We start from the raw sequence: 16,354 nt of genomic DNA on the forward strand, positions 1-16,354 counted from the left end.
CGCCGCCCACCCCCCAACGGCGCGCCCGGGCCATTTCCGTACGTCAGGTGAGGAAAGAAGCACTATGCCGACACCCAAGCTGCGCACCCGGGTGGGCAGCGCGCACGCCAGGCCCAGGCCGCGGACGGCGGCGGCCTGGACGGTCACGTACATCGTGTTCACCTTGCTGCTCGGGGGGACCGTGCCCACCCCGATGTACTCGCTGTACGCGCAGCGGCTCGAACTGTCGCCGGTCACGGTCTCGGCCGTCTTCGCCGCCTTCGCGGTCGGCGCGCTGTCCTCCCTGGTGCTGTTCGGCTCGCTGTCCGACCAGATCGGACGGCGGGCGACGATCGCTCCGGCGCTGTGCCTGGCCGTGTGCAGCTGTGTGACCTTCGCCCTCTCCCCCACGCTTCCCGGGATCATCGCCGGGCGCCTGCTGTGCGGCCTGTCGGTGGGCCTGGCCAACGGCGCCGCCACCGCCTACCTCGGCGAACTCCTCCAGGACCGCGGGCGGGCGGCGCTGACGTCGTCGGCCGCCAACATGCTGGGCCTGGGCGTGGGGGCGCTGCTGTCCGGGGCGCTGGTGGAGTTCGTCCCCGCGCCGCTGACCGTCTCCTACCTGGTGCTGGGCGGCCTGCTGCTGCCCGGTTTCGCGCTGCTGCTGCTCCCCGAGACCGTGCGGCGGGAGGGCAGGGCGCGCTTCCGGCCACAGCGGCTCGGGGTCCCGGCGGAGATGCGGTCGGTGTTCACCGCCATGGCAGTCGCGGTCTTCGGGGCCTTCGCCCTGCTGGGGCTGCTGGCGGCGCTGGCCGGCAAGTTCCTCACCAGCGGGCTGCACATCGCCAGCCATCTGATGGTGGGCGTGGTCGCCTTCAGCGCGTTCGGCTCCGCGGGCCTCGCCCAGCTGCTGGGCGCCCGGCTGGCGCCCCGGGTGGGTTCGGTGCTCGGCATGGTGGCGGTCCCGGTCGGGCTGGGGCTGTTCGTGGCCGCGCTGCCGGCGGCCTCCCTCGCCCTGTTCCTGGCGGGGTCGGTGATCGGCGGTGCGGGCAGCGGTCTCGCCTTCCGCGCGGGCCTGGCCCTGGTGTCCCACCAGGCCCCGCCCGACCGGGTGGGTCAGGTCGTCTCCAGCTACTTCGCCGCCGCGTACCTGGGACTGACCCTTCCGGTGCTCGGCATCGGCGTGATGGTCACGGAGCTGCCGATGCTCACCGCGGCCGTGGTCTTCGCCGTCATCATCAGCCTGCTCGCCGCCCTCAGCATCACGGTCACCGTCGCGACCCGGGCCAGGGCGGTGGCCTGACCGAACCCCCGGCTTCAGAGAGGACACCTCATGTCCGACAGCGGCACCACCCCCGGGGGAATGCCGCGCGACCGGGCGACGCTCGCCGCGGCGCTGGAGGAGGCGGGCCTGCCCGCCGACTTGGGGGACGCGGCGGACACCGACGCCTTCGACGGCGCGCTGCGCGCCTCCCACCGGGAGGGGATCGAGCTGGTGGGCCAGGAGGTGGGCACCCCGGTGATCGCGGTGCCGGGCGCGGACGGCGGGCGTATCGCCTTCTTCGGACCGGTGGTCACCCCGGCGCCCAAGGGCGAGGCGGCGGCCAGACTGGGGGACGGAACGCTGCTGGTCACCTCGACGCCGGGCTTCTACGAGATCAAGCGGACCCGGGAGGCCGACCCGGTCTACGACTAATGCAAGAGGTGTGCAACAGCGCGTTGCCGCGTTTGACCGGAAACCGGCAACAAGCTGCCGCCCACGGCGATCACACCGCGCACGGCACGCACAGTGGGATCGACCGGTGCACAGATCCCAGGGAGGGCGGCGCATGACCGACACGACATCCGTCACCGCGGGCGCCGCCGCGGTGACACCCGGCGAGACCGACGCGGGGCTGCTCTCGCCGGTGCGGGCCGGCACCCCCATCGAGCGGGTGGTCGGCGACCGGGCCTGGCTGCAGGCGATGCTGGATGCGGAGGCGGCGCTCGCCAGGGCCCAGGCGAGCCTCGGCGTGGTGCCGGCCGACGCCGCCGCCACGATCACCGACACCGCGCGGGCGGAGCTGCTGGACCTGCGTGCCGTCGCCCTCGCGGCACGCGAGACCGCCAATCCGGTGGTGGGTCTGGTCGCCGCCTTCACCCGCGAGGTCGCCGCCCGGGACCCGCGGGCGGCCGAGTACGTACACCGCGGCTCGACCAGCCAGGACATCCTCGACACCGCGTGCATGCTGGTGGCGCGCCGGTCCCTCGGCCTGATGCGCGCGGACCTGCGGCGCGCGGCCACGGCGCTCGCCCGCCTCGCGCTGCACCACCGCGCCACCCCGATGGCCGGCCGCACCCTCGCGCTGCACGCGGTGCCCACGACCTTCGGTCTGAAGGCCGCCGGCTGGCGGCAGTTGCTGCTGGACGCCGACGAACGCCTGCGGCGGCTCGTGGAGGACGGCGGCCTGCCGGTGTCGCTCGGCGGTGCGGCGGGCACCCTGGCCGGCTACCTGGAGTACGCGCGGATCGACACCGCCGAGGCGGCCGCGCGCCCGGGAGTCCGGTCGTACGCCGGTGAGCTGACCGAGGCCTTCGCGCGGGAGACCGGTCTGGCCCGGCCGGCGCTGCCCTGGCACGCGCTGCGCACCCCGCTCGCGGATCTCGGCGCGGCGCTGGCGTTCACCGCGGCGGCCCTGGGCAAGCTCGCCGTCGACGTGCAGACCCTCACCCGGACCGAGATCGCCGAGGTCGAGGAGGCGCCGGTGGCGGGCCGCGGCGCCTCCTCCGCCATGCCGCACAAGCACAATCCGGTCCTCGCCACGCTGCTGCGGTCCGCGGCCCTGCAGGTCCCACCGATGGCGCTGGGGCTGACGCAGAGTCTGCTGTCGGAGGACGAGCGCTCCGCGGGCGCCTGGCACGCCGAATGGGAGCTGCTGCGCGAGTGCCTGCGGCTGACCGCCGGTGCCACGCACACCGCCGTCGAACTGGCCGAGGGCCTGCGCGCCAAGCCGGAGCGGATGCTGCACAACCTCGGCCTGACCGGCAGCCGGATCGTCTCCGAACGCCTCGCGGCGGTCCTCGCGCCCCACCTCGGCAAGGCCGAGGCCAAGCGGGTGCTGACCGACGCCTCGCGGCTGGCCGGTGAACGCGGCTGTTCGCTCGCCGCGGCCTTGACGACGTTCCCGCAGGTCGCCGCCCATCTGGACCGCGCGGAGCTCACCGCGCTCACCGACCCGACCGCCTACACCGGTGCGGCCGCCGTCCTGGTGGACGGCGCGCTGGAGACCGGCCCGACACCAGCCCGGTAGGGCGTGACGCGACCTGCCGCACCGGCCGGCGAGGCGCCCCGCGTCCTTCGCCCCCCCACCCCCACGACACCATCTGCCCGGCTGAACACAGGGAGCCCCTCATGCCCTCCGTACGCGTCTCGGGACCGAACCGCCGCACCTCGCACGCCTCGCGCACCCCACAGGGCGCGGTGTGCAAAGAGGAGTCGGGGCCGCTCAACCCCGCCCTGCTGCGTACCTTCGTCGAGGTCTACCGCACCGGTTCCTTCGGCAAGGCCGCCCACCGGCTGCACATCTCGCAGCCCGCCGTCACCCAGCAGATCCGCATGCTCGAGGAGCGGGTGGGAGTGCCGCTGTTCGTCCGGCACGCCACCGGATCGCGGCCCACACCGGCGGCCGAGTCCCTCGCCCGCGACGCCGAGGGCGCGGTCGACGCCCTCGACTTCGTGTTACAGCGCTACTTCGGCACCGACGGCCCGGCCCGTCCGCTGCGGCTGGGCGCCCCCAGCGACCTGATCAGCGACCGGATCCTGCCGGCCCTCGCCGACATGCTCAGGGACAGCGTGCAGCTGCACACCACGCTGGCGCTCTCCGACGCCCTGCTGTCCCAACTGGCCGCGGGAGAGCTGGACATCGTCATCGCCCGGGTGCGTCCCCGCCTGAAGGGGATCACCGCACTGCCGTTGTACGACGAGGAGTGCAGCCTGGTCGCCTCCCCCGAGACGGCGCGGGACCTGGCGCCGGTCCTGACCGCCGGCGAAGCGCCGCATGTGCTGTCCGCCTACCCCCTGGTCGCCTTCGCCGAGTCCGTGCCGCTCATCGACCACTACTGGTGGTCGGTCTTCCACGCCCCGCGGTCCACCGCGCCCGACGTGGTGGTGCCCGACCACCGGGCGGTGCTCTCCGCCGTCCGGGCGTCGGTCGGCATCACCGTGGTCCCGACGTACCTGTGCGCCGACGACTTCGCCCGCGGCACCCTCGTCCCTTTGCTGAAGCCCGAGATACCGCCGATCACCACCACCTACCTGGCCACCCGCGAAGGGGACGTCTCCCGTCCGCAGGTCTCCGCCGCGCACAACAAGCTGATCGCCTGCGGCCGTACCTGGAACTGACCTGACCTCACGGGGCGGTCAGCCGCCAGTCGAGGGCGCGCCGGAAGTACACCAGCGGCTCCCCCGGTCCGACGTCGCAGCCGGCGACGTTCCCGACCAGGATGGCGTGGTCACCGTGCTCGACGACCTTGGCCCGTACGCACCGCAGATACACCAGCGCGCCCTCCAGGCGGGGCACCGGTCCGTCCCACGACCAGTCCTGCCCGGCGAACTTGTGGTCGCCGCGGCCCGCGAACACCGAGGCGGTCTCGCCCTGCGCGGAGTGCAGCAGGTGGACCGCGAACTCCTCTGCGGCCAGGAGCGAGGCGTAGGAGCGGGCCCGCTGGTCGACGGCGAGCATGACCGACGGCGGGGCGGCGCTGTAGGAGCACAGCGAGGACACCAGCAGTCCGCACGGTGCGCCCGAGCGGTCGGCGGCGGTGACCACGGCGACGCCGGACGCGAGACTGCTCATCGCGTCGAGGAACGTCTCGGGTGCCACGGCGGACATCTGGGAATCAAGCATTTTCCACCACGCATTTCGTCGGCGGGAAAACCATGCGGCGCCACTTCGTGTGCCGGCGGAAAAGGGCGACCGCACCGGGACGAGTCCACCGAAAGGTACATTCACCAAAAGGCACGTTCGCCCAAAGGCACGTTCACCCAAAGGCGCCGCCGGCGGCCGCCGCTGCCGGGCGAGGAAACCAACTCGCCCGGCAGCAGCGGGCCGTAGGCGAAACGGCGCCGGCTATCTCACCGGGTCACCGCTCCTGGGGCTTGAACCGCGGGGCCACCTTCTCGGCGAACAGCCGCAGCGTCCGCTCGGCGTCGCGGTAGTCCGTGTAGCCCGGGTTGACCTGGATGCTGACGCACAGGTCGTCGCCGTAGCTCTCCCGGGAGGCGTCCAGCTGCCCGATCACGTCGTCCGGTGTACCGGCCAGGATCTTGCCCGCGTCCAGGGCCTTGCCGAAGTCGTACTCGCGCGCCTTGTCGACGAGCTTGTCGTACCCCTTGTACTGGTCCGAGCTGGTCCGCAGCCATCCCGCGGCCGCCTCGGACATCAGCACGACGTGGTTGTTCTCCATCTCCTCGCCCCGCCGCAGCGCCTCGTCGCGGTCCTCGGACAGGTAGCAGTTGTACTTGAGCTGGATACGGGCCGCGCCCTTGGCGTGGCCGGCCTCCGCCCACGCCTTGCGGTAGGCGGCGAGCATCTCCACCACCACCTCATGGCTGACGATCGTCGGCACGACCTGCAGGTGGTAGCCGGCCGTACCGGCGGCGGCACAGGACTCGGGGCTCGACGCGGAGGCGACGAACACCGGCGGGCCGGGCTGCTGCACCGGGCGGGGCGACAGCGTCACCGGCCCGAAGGAGTGGAACTCGCCCTCGAAGACGACGTCCTCCTCGCTCCACAGCCTGCGGCAGGCCTCGATGCCCTCGCTGAAGCGGCGGCGGCTCTCGTCGATCGACACGCCCAGCCACTCGAACTCCTGGGGCAGCCAGGCCCGGCCGAAGCCGACGTCCAGCCGCCCGTTGGAGATGTTGTCCAGCATCGCCAGCTTGCTCGCGAGCTGCAGCGGGTGGGTGAACGCGGGGATGACGGCGCCGCTGGCGACCCGGATGGTCTTGGTGCGCGCGGCGATCGCGGAGAGCAGGGTCACCGGGTCGGGGCTGTACCCGCCGTACGGTGTGCCGTAGTGCTCCACCGTCTGCACATGCTCGAACCCGTACTCCTCCGCGATCTGGCTCAACGCGATGGCCTCGCGATAGAACTGCCACGCGGGCTTGTGATCGGGAGTGAAAACCGGGAAAAAGTTCAGACCGAAGTCCACGGAACTCTCCTGAGGAAAAGGTTGCGCCAGCATGGGCAAGGGGTGAGGCGACGAGGCGTCCAAGACGTACCCCCCGCGCGGCGCGCCCTGAGGGGAGCCCAAGGGGGATCGCACGTCGCCGCGGCACTCGCCGCACATACCTCCGGTGCATTCGACGGCATTCGGAGTCGATGTTCGGATGGCGCAACTGTGGCAACCGGCCGTCAGAGCCGTCAAATAAGGTGGGCTATCGGCTTGATAACCGATCTGATCTCCCGGCGGAATTGCGCCAATTCCGCTGCTGGGAACGGTGAGTTGATAGCGTCGGGGCGCCCTGTGGCGCCGGATGTGCCCAAGACACCCCCATGCCGCCGCCGGCCACCAGACTCACCCCCGGAGCCGCTGCCATGAGCACTGTGATCCTTCCCTGTGCGCCGAGCCGGCCGGAGAGCGGGCTCGACCCGGATCTCGCGGCGCTGCTCGCCCAGGCCGGGCTGGACCCCTCAGGGGTCGAGGACCTCGCCCGCCGGGCCGTCGAGGAGGACCTCGACCACGGCGTCGACGTGACGACGGCCGCGACGGTCGCCGAAGGCGCCGTCAGCTCGGGCGACTTCACCGCGCGCGAGGCGGGCGTGGCCGCGGGGCTCCGGGTCGCGGAGGCCGTGCTGTCGGTGGTGTGCACCGAGGAGTTCACCGTCGAGCGGCACGTCGAGGACGGCGAACGGATCGAGGCGGGCCAGGTCCTGCTGAGCGTCACCACCCGCACCCGCGACCTGCTCACCGCCGAGCGCAGCGCGCTGAACCTGCTGTGCCGGCTGTCCGGGATCGCCACCGCGACCCGCCGCTGGGCCGATGCTCTGGAAGGCACCAAGGCGAAGGTCCGCGACACCCGCAAGACCACGCCGGGCCTGCGTGCGCTGGAGAAGTACGCGGTGCGGTGCGGCGGCGGCGTCAACCACCGCATGTCGCTGTCCGACGCGGCCCTGGTCAAGGACAACCACGTCGTCGCGGCGGGCGGTGTCGCCCAGGCGTTCCGGGCCGTGCGCCGGCAGTTCCCCGGCCTGGCCATCGAGGTGGAGGTGGACACCCTGCCCCAGGTGCGGGAGGTGCTGGACGCGGGAGCCGACCTGATCCTGCTGGACAACTTCACCCCCGCCCGGACCGCGGAGGCCGTCGCCCTCGTCGCGGGCCGCGCCCTGCTGGAGTCCTCCGGGCGCCTGACCCTGGACACCGCCCGCGCCTACGCCGGGACCGGTGTCGACTTCCTCTCGGTGGGCGCCCTCACCCACTCCGTCCCGGCCCTCGACATCGGCCTGGACCTGAAGGCGCGGGACTGACCGGGCGGCGAGCGGCCGCACCACATCACGGGAGGCGCGGCCCGGCGCCCGCCTCCCGCTCCGTCGGCCCCCAGGCAGCAAGCTGCCACCGCCGCGCCCCGAGGCTGCAGGAAGGTGTCAGGGCCACAAGCGGCGCGACGTACGCGCGCAGCATGGGCTCGCACCGGATGCCCCGGCGAGCGGAGCCCGGAACAACGGATGGCGTGACATCCGCGTCCCGGGCCCCTGACGGAGGAGCGATGGAACCACTGTCACCTTCTGCGCACCAGGACACCTTCCCCCGCGACAGCCTGCCACCGCGCGAGGAGTGGCCCGAGCTCGTCTTCGACCTGCCGGAACTGCGCTACCCCCAACGGCTCAACTGCGCCGTCGAGTTGCTCGACGCCACCATCGCCCGGTTCGGCGACGGGCCGCCCGCCCTGCGTGACGAGGCCGGCCGGGTCTGGTCGTACGGGCGGCTCAAGGAGCGGGTCGACACGATCGCCCGGGTGCTGGCCGAGGACTACGGCCTGGTGCCGGGCAACCGGGTGCTGCTGCACGGCCCCAACTCGCCCTGGATGGCCGCTTGCTGGCTGGCCGTCCTGAAGGCCGGCGGGGTCGTGGTGACGACCATGGCACTGCTGCGGGCCAAGGAGCTGCGCGCCGTGGCGACCAAGGCCCGCGTCGGCCTCGCGCTGTGCGACGAGCACTTCACCGGCGAACTCCGGCGCGCCGGCCTGCCGGGGCTGCGCATCGTCGCCTACGGCGCTGCCGGCTGCGAGCTGAACCGGCGGGCGGCGCACGGGGCCGCCGGGTTCACCGCGGTGGACACGGCCGCGGACGACGTGGCCCTGATCGCCTTCACCTCGGGCACCAGCGGGCAGCCCAAGGCGACGATGCACTTCCACCGCGATGTGCTCGCCATCGCCGACACCTTCTCGGCCCACGTCCTGCGGCCCCGGCCCGACGACCTCTTCGCCGGCAGCCCGCCGCTCGCCTTCACCTTCGGCCTCGGCGGCCTGCTGGTCTTCCCGCTGCGGGCCGGCGCGTCGGCGCTGCTGCTGCCGGCGGCCTCCCCCGGGGAGCTGTTCGGCGCGGTGGGCCGACACGGGGTGACCGTGCTGCTCACCGCGCCCACCGCCTACCGCACGGCGCTGCGGCGGATCGAGACCTACGATCTGCGGTCGCTGCGGCGGTGCGTGTCGGCCGGGGAGGCGCTGCCCGCGGACACCTGGCACGCCTTCGAGCGGGCCACCGGCCAACGGATCATCGAGGGCATCGGCTCCACGGAGATGCTGCACGTCTTCATCTCGGCCGCCGACGACGACATCCGGCCCGGCGCGACCGGCAGACCGGTGCCCGGGTTCCGCGCCCGGGTGGTCGACGAGGAGGGCGCCCCGCTCCCGGACGGCGTGCCGGGGCGGCTCGCCGTCCAGGGGCCGACCGGGTGCCGCTACCTCAGCGACGAGCGGCAGCGGGCGCAGGTGCAGAACGGCTGGAACATCACCGGCGACATCTACGTCCGCGACGCCGACGGCTACTTCCACTACCAGGCCCGCGCCGACGACATGATCGTCACCGCCGGCTACAACGTCGCCGCCCCCGAGGTGGAGCAGGCGATGATCCGCCACCCGGCCGTCCTGGACTGCGGGGTGGTCGGCGTGCCCGACCCGGAGCGCGGCCAGGTCGTCAAGGGCTTCGTCGTCCTCGCGCCCGGCTTCGAGGCGGGCCAGGAACTCGCCCGGGACATCAAGGATTTCGTCAAGTCCGAGATCGCGCCGTACAAGTACCCGCGGCTCGTGGAGTTCGTCGCCGCGCTCCCGTTCGGCGACACCGGAAAGCTGCAGCGCCATGTGCTGCGGGCCGCTCTCGCGGCGGACCGCGCATGACCGGTGGGCGGCGCCCCCGTCTCGTCCGGGCCCCTGGCCGACCGGCCGTCCTCTTCTTCCAGTTCTTCCAGGCAGGTGAGTTCCCATGTCGCTGACGCAGGCCGTCGGCGCCCCTTCGACCGCTCGGCGGGTGGCGGAGTGGACCACACCCGGCGGGGTGACCGTGCACCGCTCGGTCACCCCGGCCGGCAGCGCCCGGCTCCTGCGGGCCGGGCTGGAGAGCGCGCTCGACCGTCGGCGCGGCATGCTGCGGTTCCGCGGCGACGACCTCGTCGTCGGCTACGCCGATCCCCCGGTCGAGGTGAGCGCGCGCGGCGACCGGGTCACCGTCCGCGCGCTCAACTCCCGTGGCCGGGTGCTGCTCCCCGCGCTACGCGGGGCGCTGGCGGCGGTCCTGACGGAACAGCAGGCCGGGCCGGACGAGGTGTCGGGGCGGGTCCCCGGGCGCACCGGGATCTTCGCGGAGGAGGACCGCACCTCGCACGCCGGCGTCTTCGAGGCGGTACGTGCGCTGCTGCGGGCCATGGCCGCGTCCGAGGACCGGCTGCTGGGGCTGTACGGCGCCTTCGGCTACGACCTGCTGTTCCAGGTGGACCCCGTCGAGCTGCGCCAGCGGCGCGATCGGAACGACCGCGACCTGGTGCTGCACCTGCCGGACGAGATCTACGAGCTCGACCTGCGCCGCGACGAGGCGGTCCGGCACGCCTACGAGTTCACCGTCGGCCGGGAGCGCACCGAAGGGCTGCCGCGCGCCACCGGCGCCGCGGAGTTCACCCCCGGCGCCCCCGGCCGGCTGCGCGACCACGCGCCCGGCGAGTACGCCGGGGTGGTCTCCCGGGCCAGGGAGCTGTTCCGCTCGGGCGACCTGTTCGAGGTGGTCCCCAGCCAGGTCTTCCGCCGCCCCTGCGCACAGCCGCCCTCCGTGCTCTTCCGGCGGCTGCGGGAGAGCAACCCGGCTCCGCACAGCCTGCTGGCCCACCTCGGGGAGCGGGAGTATCTGGTCGGTGCCTCGCCCGAGATGTTCGTACGCGTCCGGCACGAGGCCGGCGCGGCCGGCTCCGGCGACCACCTGGTGGTGGAGTCCTCGCCGATCAGCGGGACCATCCGGCGGGGCCGCGACGCGATGGAGGACGCCGAGCACATCCGCCGGCTGCTCAACTCCGCCAAGGAGGAGTCCGAGCTCACCATGTGCACGGACGTGGACCGCAACGACAAGGCCCGCGTCTGCGTGCCCGGTTCCGTGCAGGTCACCGCCCGGCGCCGGATCGAGAAGTACGCGACGCTCATCCACACGGTGGACCGGGTGCGCGGTGTGCTGGCGCCGGGGCGCGACGCCCTCGACGGCTTCCTCGCCCATCTGTGGGCGGTGACCGTCACCGGGGCGCCCAAGTTGGCGGCGGTGGAGTTCATCGAGCGCGAGGAGCGCTCACCGCGCCGCTGGTACGCGGGGGCGGTGGGGTGCCTCGCCTTCGACGGCAGCCTGGACACGGTGCTGACCCTGCGCACCATCCAGGTGCGCGACGGCGTGGCGACGGTACGGGCCGGGGCGACGCTGCTGTACGACTCCTCGCCGGCGGCGGAGGAGGCCGAGACCGAGCTCAAGGCCAAGGCGCTGCTCCAGGTGCTCGACGGACCGGTGCCGGCCGTCGGCCCGCCGGCCGCGGGCCGGGACCGGCCGGGCGAGGGCCTGCGGATCCTGATGGTCGACCACCGCGACTCGTTCGCCCACTGCCTCGCCGACTACCTGCGCCAGACCGGTGCGAGCGTGACGACCTACCGGGCCCCCGGCCATCTGCCGATGCTGGCGCGGGAGCGGCCCGACCTCCTGGTGCTCTCGCCGGGGCCGGGCCGCCCCGCGGACTTCGGGCTGGGCGCGACGCTCACCGAGGCCGAGCGGCTGGGCCTGCCGGTCTTCGGGGTGTGCCTGGGTCTGCAGGGGCTCGTCGAGCACTTCGGCGGCACGCTGGGCGTGCTGGACCGGCCGGTGCACGGCAAGCCGTCCCGGGTCAGGGTGACCGCCGGGGACAGCCGCCTGCTGGCCGGCCTGCCCCGGGAGTTCGAGGTGGGGCGCTACCACTCGCTGAACGCCACCGCGGCGCGGCTGCCCGCCGAGCTGCGGGTGACCGCCGAGACCGCGGACGGCGTGGTCATGGCCGTCGAGCACCGTGAACGGCCGCTGGCCGCCGTCCAGTTCCACCCCGAGTCGATCCTGACCGCCGGAGAGCGGATCGGTCACCTGGTGGTCGAGGGCGCCGTGGCCTCCCTGGCCCGCCGCCGGTCGGGCGCCGGGGCGAACGGACGGCGGCCGTGAGCCGGCGGCACGGGCCGGCCCACCCCACATCCACGAAGAGGAGAACCCGTATGGTCGGTCGGCCGCTTCGGATCGGCATCGTCGGTGCCGGGCCACGAGGGCTGTCGGTGCTGGAGCGGCTGTGCGCCAACGAGCGCGCGGCGCCCGCACACCCCGCCGTCGTCGTCCACCTCGTCGATCCCTACCGGCCCGGCGCGGGTCAGGTCTGGCGCACCTCGCAGTCCCGGCATCTGCTGATGAACACCGTCGCCTCGCAGATCACCGTGTACACCGACGCCGGCGTGAGCATGGCGGGCCCGGTCGAACCCGGTCCCGGCCTGTACGACTGGGCCCGTTCGCTGTCCCTGAGGGGGCCGCTGGAGGAGCCGTTGGGCACGTACGACGACGAGACCCTCGCCGAGGCCCGGGACCTGGGGCCGGACGCCTACCCCACCCGCGCCTTCTACGGCCGCTACCTGGAAGACGCCTACCACCGGATCGTGGCCGGGGCACCGGACCATGTCACCGTGTGCGTCCACCGGACCCGGGCGGTCGCGCTCGACGACGAGGGCGGCACGCGGGCCGGTGCACAGCTGCTGACGCTGGCGGACGGCACCCGGCTGACCGGGCTCGACGCCGTCGTGCTCGCGCAGGGGCACCTCCCCGCCCGGGCCACCCGCGAGGAGGAGCAGTTCACCGCCTCGGCCCGGGAGTCGGGGCTGCGCCACATACCGCCGGCCAATCCCGCCGATGTGGACGTCACGCAGATCCGGCCCGGTGAGTCGGTGCTGCTGCGCGGCCTGGGACTCACCTTCTTCGACTACCTGGCGCTGTTCACCGTCGGCCGCGGGGGCTCCTTCGAGCCGGCCGGCCGCGGGCTGGTCTACCACCCCTCGGGGCACGAGCCGCGACTGTACGCCGGCTCGCGGCGCGGCGTCCCGTACCACGCACGCGGCGAGAACGAGAAGGGAGCGCACGGCAGGCACCGTCCGCTGCTGCTGACCCCGGACGTGATCGACGGGCTGCGCCGGCGCGCGGAGCGGGGTGAGCGGGTGCGGTTCCGCACCGATCTGTGGCCGCTGATCGCCACGGAGGTCGAGTGCGTCTACTACGGCACCTGGCTGACCGCGCACGGCCGCGACGCGGAGCGGGAGCGCTTCACCGAGCAGTACCCGGCCGCCGCCGACGCCGCGTCCCGGCGGCGCCTGCTGGACGCCTACGCCGTCCCCGGCGCCGAGCGGTGGGACTGGGAGCGGATCGCCGCGCCCCACGGCGGACGGTCGTTCGCCGGCCGGGAGGAGTTCCGCGGCTGGCTGCTGGCGCATCTGCGGCGCGATGCGCGCGAGGCCCGGGACGGCAACGTCGGCGGACCGCTCAAGGCCGCCCTGGACGTGCTGCGCGACCTGCGCAACGAGATCCGGCTCGTGGTCGACCACGGCGGCCTGGACGGCGCCTCCTACCGGGACGAGCTGCAGGGCTGGTACACCCCGCTCAACGCGTTCTTGTCCATCGGCCCGCCCGCCTCCCGCATCGAGGAGATGACCGCGCTGATGGAGGCGGGGGTGCTCGACGTCCTGGGGCCGGCGATACAGGTGCGGCACCACGCCGAACGGAGGGCGTTTCGCGCCCGCTCCTCGGTGCCCGGGCCCGAGATCGAGGTGCGGGTGCTGATCGAGGCGCGGCTGCCGGACCCGGACCTACGTCGCACCGCCGACCCCCTGCTGCGCCACCTGCTGGGGACCGGCCAGTGCGCCCCCTACCGCATCGCCGCCGACGACGGCACGGACTACGAGACCGGTGGCCTCGCGGTCACGGCCCGCCCCTACCGCCTGGTCGACGCCCGTGGACGGGCGCACCCACGGCGGCTGGCCTACGGGGTCCCCACCGAAGCCGTGCACTGGGTCACCGCCGCCGGGATACGCCCCGGCGTGGACTCGGTGACCCTCGGCGACTCCGACGCCATGGCCCGCGCCGTCCTCGCCCTGCCCCCGGCCGCCGCGCCCGCCCCGGACGTCGCACACCAGGCGTCATGACCGCCGCCGATCCCGGCGCCGCGTCGGCGCTGCGCCAGGCCGTCGCGGAGCTTGAGAGCCGTCCGCCGCTGGTGTTGCCCGACGAGTGCGACCGGCTCCGTGCACGCCTCGCGGCGGTCGCCCGCGGCGAGGCGTTCGCGCTGCTGGGCGGCGGCCGTGCGCCGGGCGACGGGGTGCTGACGGCTCTGCTGCGGATGGCCGTCGTGCTGTCCTACGCGGGCTCGGTCCCGGTGGTGAAGGTGGTCGGGACGTCCGGGGGCGACGGGCCGGACGGCACGCCGGGCCCGCCCACCCCGGACGCGGAGCGGCTGCGGCGGACGTACCACGCCTCGGCGGCGGCCCTGAACCTGCTGCGCGGCCGCACCGCCGGCCACCACGCCGATCTGCGACGCACGCACCGCGCCATCGAGGACTTCGTGGCGCGCTCCCCCGCGCGGGCCCGCCATGGCCGTCTGACCCGGGACATCGGCGCGGCGATCGGCTTCATGGAGGCCGCCGGAGCCACCGGGGACGCGCCGCGCGCCGCGGAGTTCTTCGCCGGCCACGCGGCGCACCCGCTGGAGTACGAGTCCGCGCTGACCCGGGTCGACGCGCGCAGCGGGCTGGCGTACGGCCTGTCGGGCCACCTGGTGTGGATCGGCGAGGGCGCGCGGCGGCTCGACGGCGCGCAGGTGGAGTTCGCCGCGGGCATCCGTAATCCGCTCGGGGTCGTGCTCGGTCCCGCCGCGACGGCCGACGAGGTGCTCGCGCTGATCGACCGGCTCGACCCCGAACGCGCTCCGGGACGGCTGACGTTCCTCGTCCGCATGGGCGCGGCGGCGGTGCGGGGCCGGCTGCCCGAGCTGGTGGCGAAGGTCGGCGCGAGCGGCGCCCAGGTGGGCTGGGTGTGCGACCCGACGCACGACGGCGGCGCGGGCGTCCCTGACGGACCCGGTACGCGCCGCGTCGCCGACGTCCTGGACGAGGTCGGCGCCTTCTTCGAGGTGCACCGGGCACTGGGCACCCATCCGGGCGGCGTCCGGCTGGAGTTGACCGGAGACCGGGAGTCGACCGCGGACGGTCCACTTCTGAGCCCGGACCAGGCGCTCGACGTCGCCTTCGCGATCGCCGGGCGGTACCCGAGCCGGTGACCTGCGGGAGCGTCGGCCGGGGTGCGGCAAAGTGCGCCGGAGGCCGAACGCCGGGTGCGGGCGGCGCAGTTGCGCACCGCAGTTGCTTCATCACCTCAATGGTTAAACTCAAGTAATGAACTTACCGGCTTCCCCGCTGTCCCTGGAGGTCATCGACCTCATCGGCACGATGGTGTCCCGCTTCTACGACGAATACGAAGCGGCCGCGGCCGAACACCGGCTCACCGGCGCCCAGGCCCGCCTGCTGGCACTGCTTTCCCACGGGCCGCTCCCGATGCGCAGGATCGCCGTGCAGCTCAAGTGCGAACCGTCCAACGTGACCGGCCTCGTCGACCGCCTCGAAGCCCGCGGCCTGGTACAGCGCCGCCCCGACCCCGCCGACCGCCGCGTCAAGCTGGTCGCCGCCACCGACGCGGGCCGCCGCACCGCCGACCTCCTGCGTCGCTCACTGGACTTCGCCCGCGAGCCGCTGGCCGCACTGCCGGACCAGGACCGCGCGACCCTGCGGGATCTGCTGCGCCGGATCCTGGCCTGACCGGACGCGCGCGGAGCCGGGTGGCCCAGGGCGACCCGGCTCCGCGCACGCACACGGGCGTCAGGGCTTGCGGGCGGCGATGATGCCGTAGCCGATCTGCGGCAGGTCCCCGAAGCGCTCGATGATGTCGGCGGCCTCGGAGAGCTGCTCGCTGAACGCGTCGTCGAACGTCTCCTTGGTCTGCCGGATGGCGGCCGCGGCCAGCGTGTGGCTGCGTCGTACGTTCTCGCCGATGTCCAGTACCTCGACGACCTTGAGGCCGGCCTTCTCCAGGTGGGCGACGTACTCGTCGGCGTCGCCGATCGGGGGGATCTGGAACAGCCGGCGGTTGGCCGCCACGATCTCGGTCTCCCGGGCGTCCAGTTCACCCTGCTGGTACGGGTTCGCCGTCACCAGCGTGCCGCCGGGGCGCAGCACCCGCGTCGCCTCGGCGATGGCCTGGGCGCGGTCGGACATGTGCAGGAAGGACTCGATGGCGTAGACGCGGTCGAAGTGGCCGTCGGCGAAGGGCAGGTCCATGCCGTCGGCCTGCCGGAAGGACACCTGGCCGCTGTTCTCGCCGACCTCGGGCCGGGCGGCGGCCGCTTCCGCCTGCTGGGCGCTGATGGTGACACCGGTGACATGCACATCGCGCCCGCCCGCGATGTGGACGGCGGGCTTGCCGCTGCCGCAGCCGATGTCCAAAACGCGCAGGCCCGGTGAGAGGTCGAGCCGGTCGGCGACCATGTCGGTCAGTGTGTCGGTGGCCTGGGCGACCGACGCGTCGTCGTCATCGCTTCGCCAGTAGCCCAGATGAATATTTCCCCCCATCACTTCGGAGAGAAGATCGGTCGACTGGTCGTACATGCTGCCCACGTCCGCCGCGGTGGGTATTTGCTGTTCGGCCATCCCTGATATGCCTTTCCCTCATTCCCCGGCCGGTGCGCCCGCACCGCCGGACGGACGCTACAAACAGCCAAGTCCGTTTGTCAATGGATCACTTCACCCTCCCACGGCGACTTTCCCCGCCTT

Annotated in this window: 12 protein-coding genes and 1 pseudogene; 10 read left to right on the top strand and 3 right to left on the bottom strand. The window is 73.6% G+C overall.

Going from position 1 to position 16,354, the window contains the following annotated elements; translation table 11 throughout:
* The first annotated feature begins 64 nt into the window (after positions 1–64).
* The 4 genes and pseudogenes from ACZ5XZ_RS27615 to ACZ5XZ_RS27630 all read left to right on the top strand — a co-directional run bounded on the left by ACZ5XZ_RS27615 (position 65) and on the right by ACZ5XZ_RS27630 (position 4,360).
* Positions 65–1,282 (top strand): MFS transporter, encoded by a 1,218-nt coding sequence (locus ACZ5XZ_RS27615; RefSeq protein ID WP_468982712.1) that lies wholly within the window; start codon positions 65–67, stop codon positions 1,280–1,282.
* A 78-nt stretch (positions 1,283–1,360) separates the two neighbouring features.
* Positions 1,361–1,675, top strand: a pseudogene (locus ACZ5XZ_RS27620) (mycothiol-dependent nitroreductase Rv2466c family protein); the annotation flags it as partial.
* Between the two features lie 133 nt (positions 1,676–1,808).
* Complete coding sequence (locus tag ACZ5XZ_RS27625; protein WP_468982713.1) at positions 1,809–3,269, top strand: nitrosuccinate lyase; 1,461 nt, start codon at positions 1,809–1,811, stop codon at positions 3,267–3,269.
* Between the two features lie 101 nt (positions 3,270–3,370).
* Positions 3,371–4,360, top strand: coding sequence for a LysR family transcriptional regulator (locus ACZ5XZ_RS27630; RefSeq protein WP_468982716.1), 990 nt, complete (start codon positions 3,371–3,373; stop codon positions 4,358–4,360).
* A gap of 7 nt (positions 4,361–4,367) precedes the next feature.
* On the opposite strand, the gene ACZ5XZ_RS27635 is transcribed toward ACZ5XZ_RS27630, so the two are convergent.
* Positions 4,368–4,850, bottom strand: coding sequence for a flavin reductase family protein (locus tag ACZ5XZ_RS27635; protein ID WP_468982718.1), 483 nt, complete (start codon positions 4,848–4,850; stop codon positions 4,368–4,370).
* A 250-nt stretch (positions 4,851–5,100) separates the two neighbouring features.
* A complete protein-coding gene (locus ACZ5XZ_RS27640; RefSeq protein WP_468982720.1) occupies positions 5,101–6,171 on the bottom strand; it encodes an LLM class flavin-dependent oxidoreductase in 1,071 nt (356 codons plus the stop codon).
* 386 nt (positions 6,172–6,557) lie between these two features.
* Between ACZ5XZ_RS27640 and nadC the strand changes: the two genes are divergently transcribed.
* The 6 genes from nadC to ACZ5XZ_RS27670 all read left to right on the top strand — a co-directional run bounded on the left by nadC (position 6,558) and on the right by ACZ5XZ_RS27670 (position 15,343).
* Positions 6,558–7,487 (top strand): carboxylating nicotinate-nucleotide diphosphorylase, encoded by a 930-nt coding sequence (nadC, locus tag ACZ5XZ_RS27645; RefSeq protein WP_468982722.1) that lies wholly within the window; start codon positions 6,558–6,560, stop codon positions 7,485–7,487.
* Positions 7,488–7,726: 239 nt separating this feature from the next.
* Positions 7,727–9,355 (top strand): AMP-binding protein, encoded by a 1,629-nt coding sequence (locus tag ACZ5XZ_RS27650; protein ID WP_468982724.1) that lies wholly within the window; start codon positions 7,727–7,729, stop codon positions 9,353–9,355.
* Positions 9,356–9,440: 85 nt separating this feature from the next.
* Entirely contained in the window at positions 9,441–11,666 is a 2,226-nt protein-coding gene (locus tag ACZ5XZ_RS27655; protein WP_468982726.1) for an anthranilate synthase component I, read from the top strand.
* 50 nt (positions 11,667–11,716) lie between these two features.
* Positions 11,717–13,678, top strand: a complete 1,962-nt coding sequence (locus ACZ5XZ_RS27660; RefSeq protein ID WP_468982728.1) for an FAD/NAD(P)-binding protein — start codon at positions 11,717–11,719, stop codon at positions 13,676–13,678.
* Positions 13,675–14,808 (top strand): 3-deoxy-7-phosphoheptulonate synthase, encoded by a 1,134-nt coding sequence (locus tag ACZ5XZ_RS27665; RefSeq protein ID WP_468982729.1) that lies wholly within the window; start codon positions 13,675–13,677, stop codon positions 14,806–14,808. Before ACZ5XZ_RS27660 ends, ACZ5XZ_RS27665 begins: the two co-directional genes overlap by 4 nt.
* 115 nt (positions 14,809–14,923) lie before the next feature.
* Positions 14,924–15,343, top strand: a complete 420-nt coding sequence (locus ACZ5XZ_RS27670; protein ID WP_468982731.1) for a MarR family winged helix-turn-helix transcriptional regulator — start codon at positions 14,924–14,926, stop codon at positions 15,341–15,343.
* Between the two features lie 60 nt (positions 15,344–15,403).
* Here ACZ5XZ_RS27670 and ACZ5XZ_RS27675 read toward each other — a convergent pair whose 3' ends face one another.
* Entirely contained in the window at positions 15,404–16,231 is an 828-nt protein-coding gene (locus tag ACZ5XZ_RS27675; protein WP_468982733.1) for an SAM-dependent methyltransferase, read from the bottom strand.
* Between the last annotated feature and the right edge of the window lie 123 nt (positions 16,232–16,354).

This window comes from Streptomyces sp. NPDC033270 (assembly GCF_055576575.1).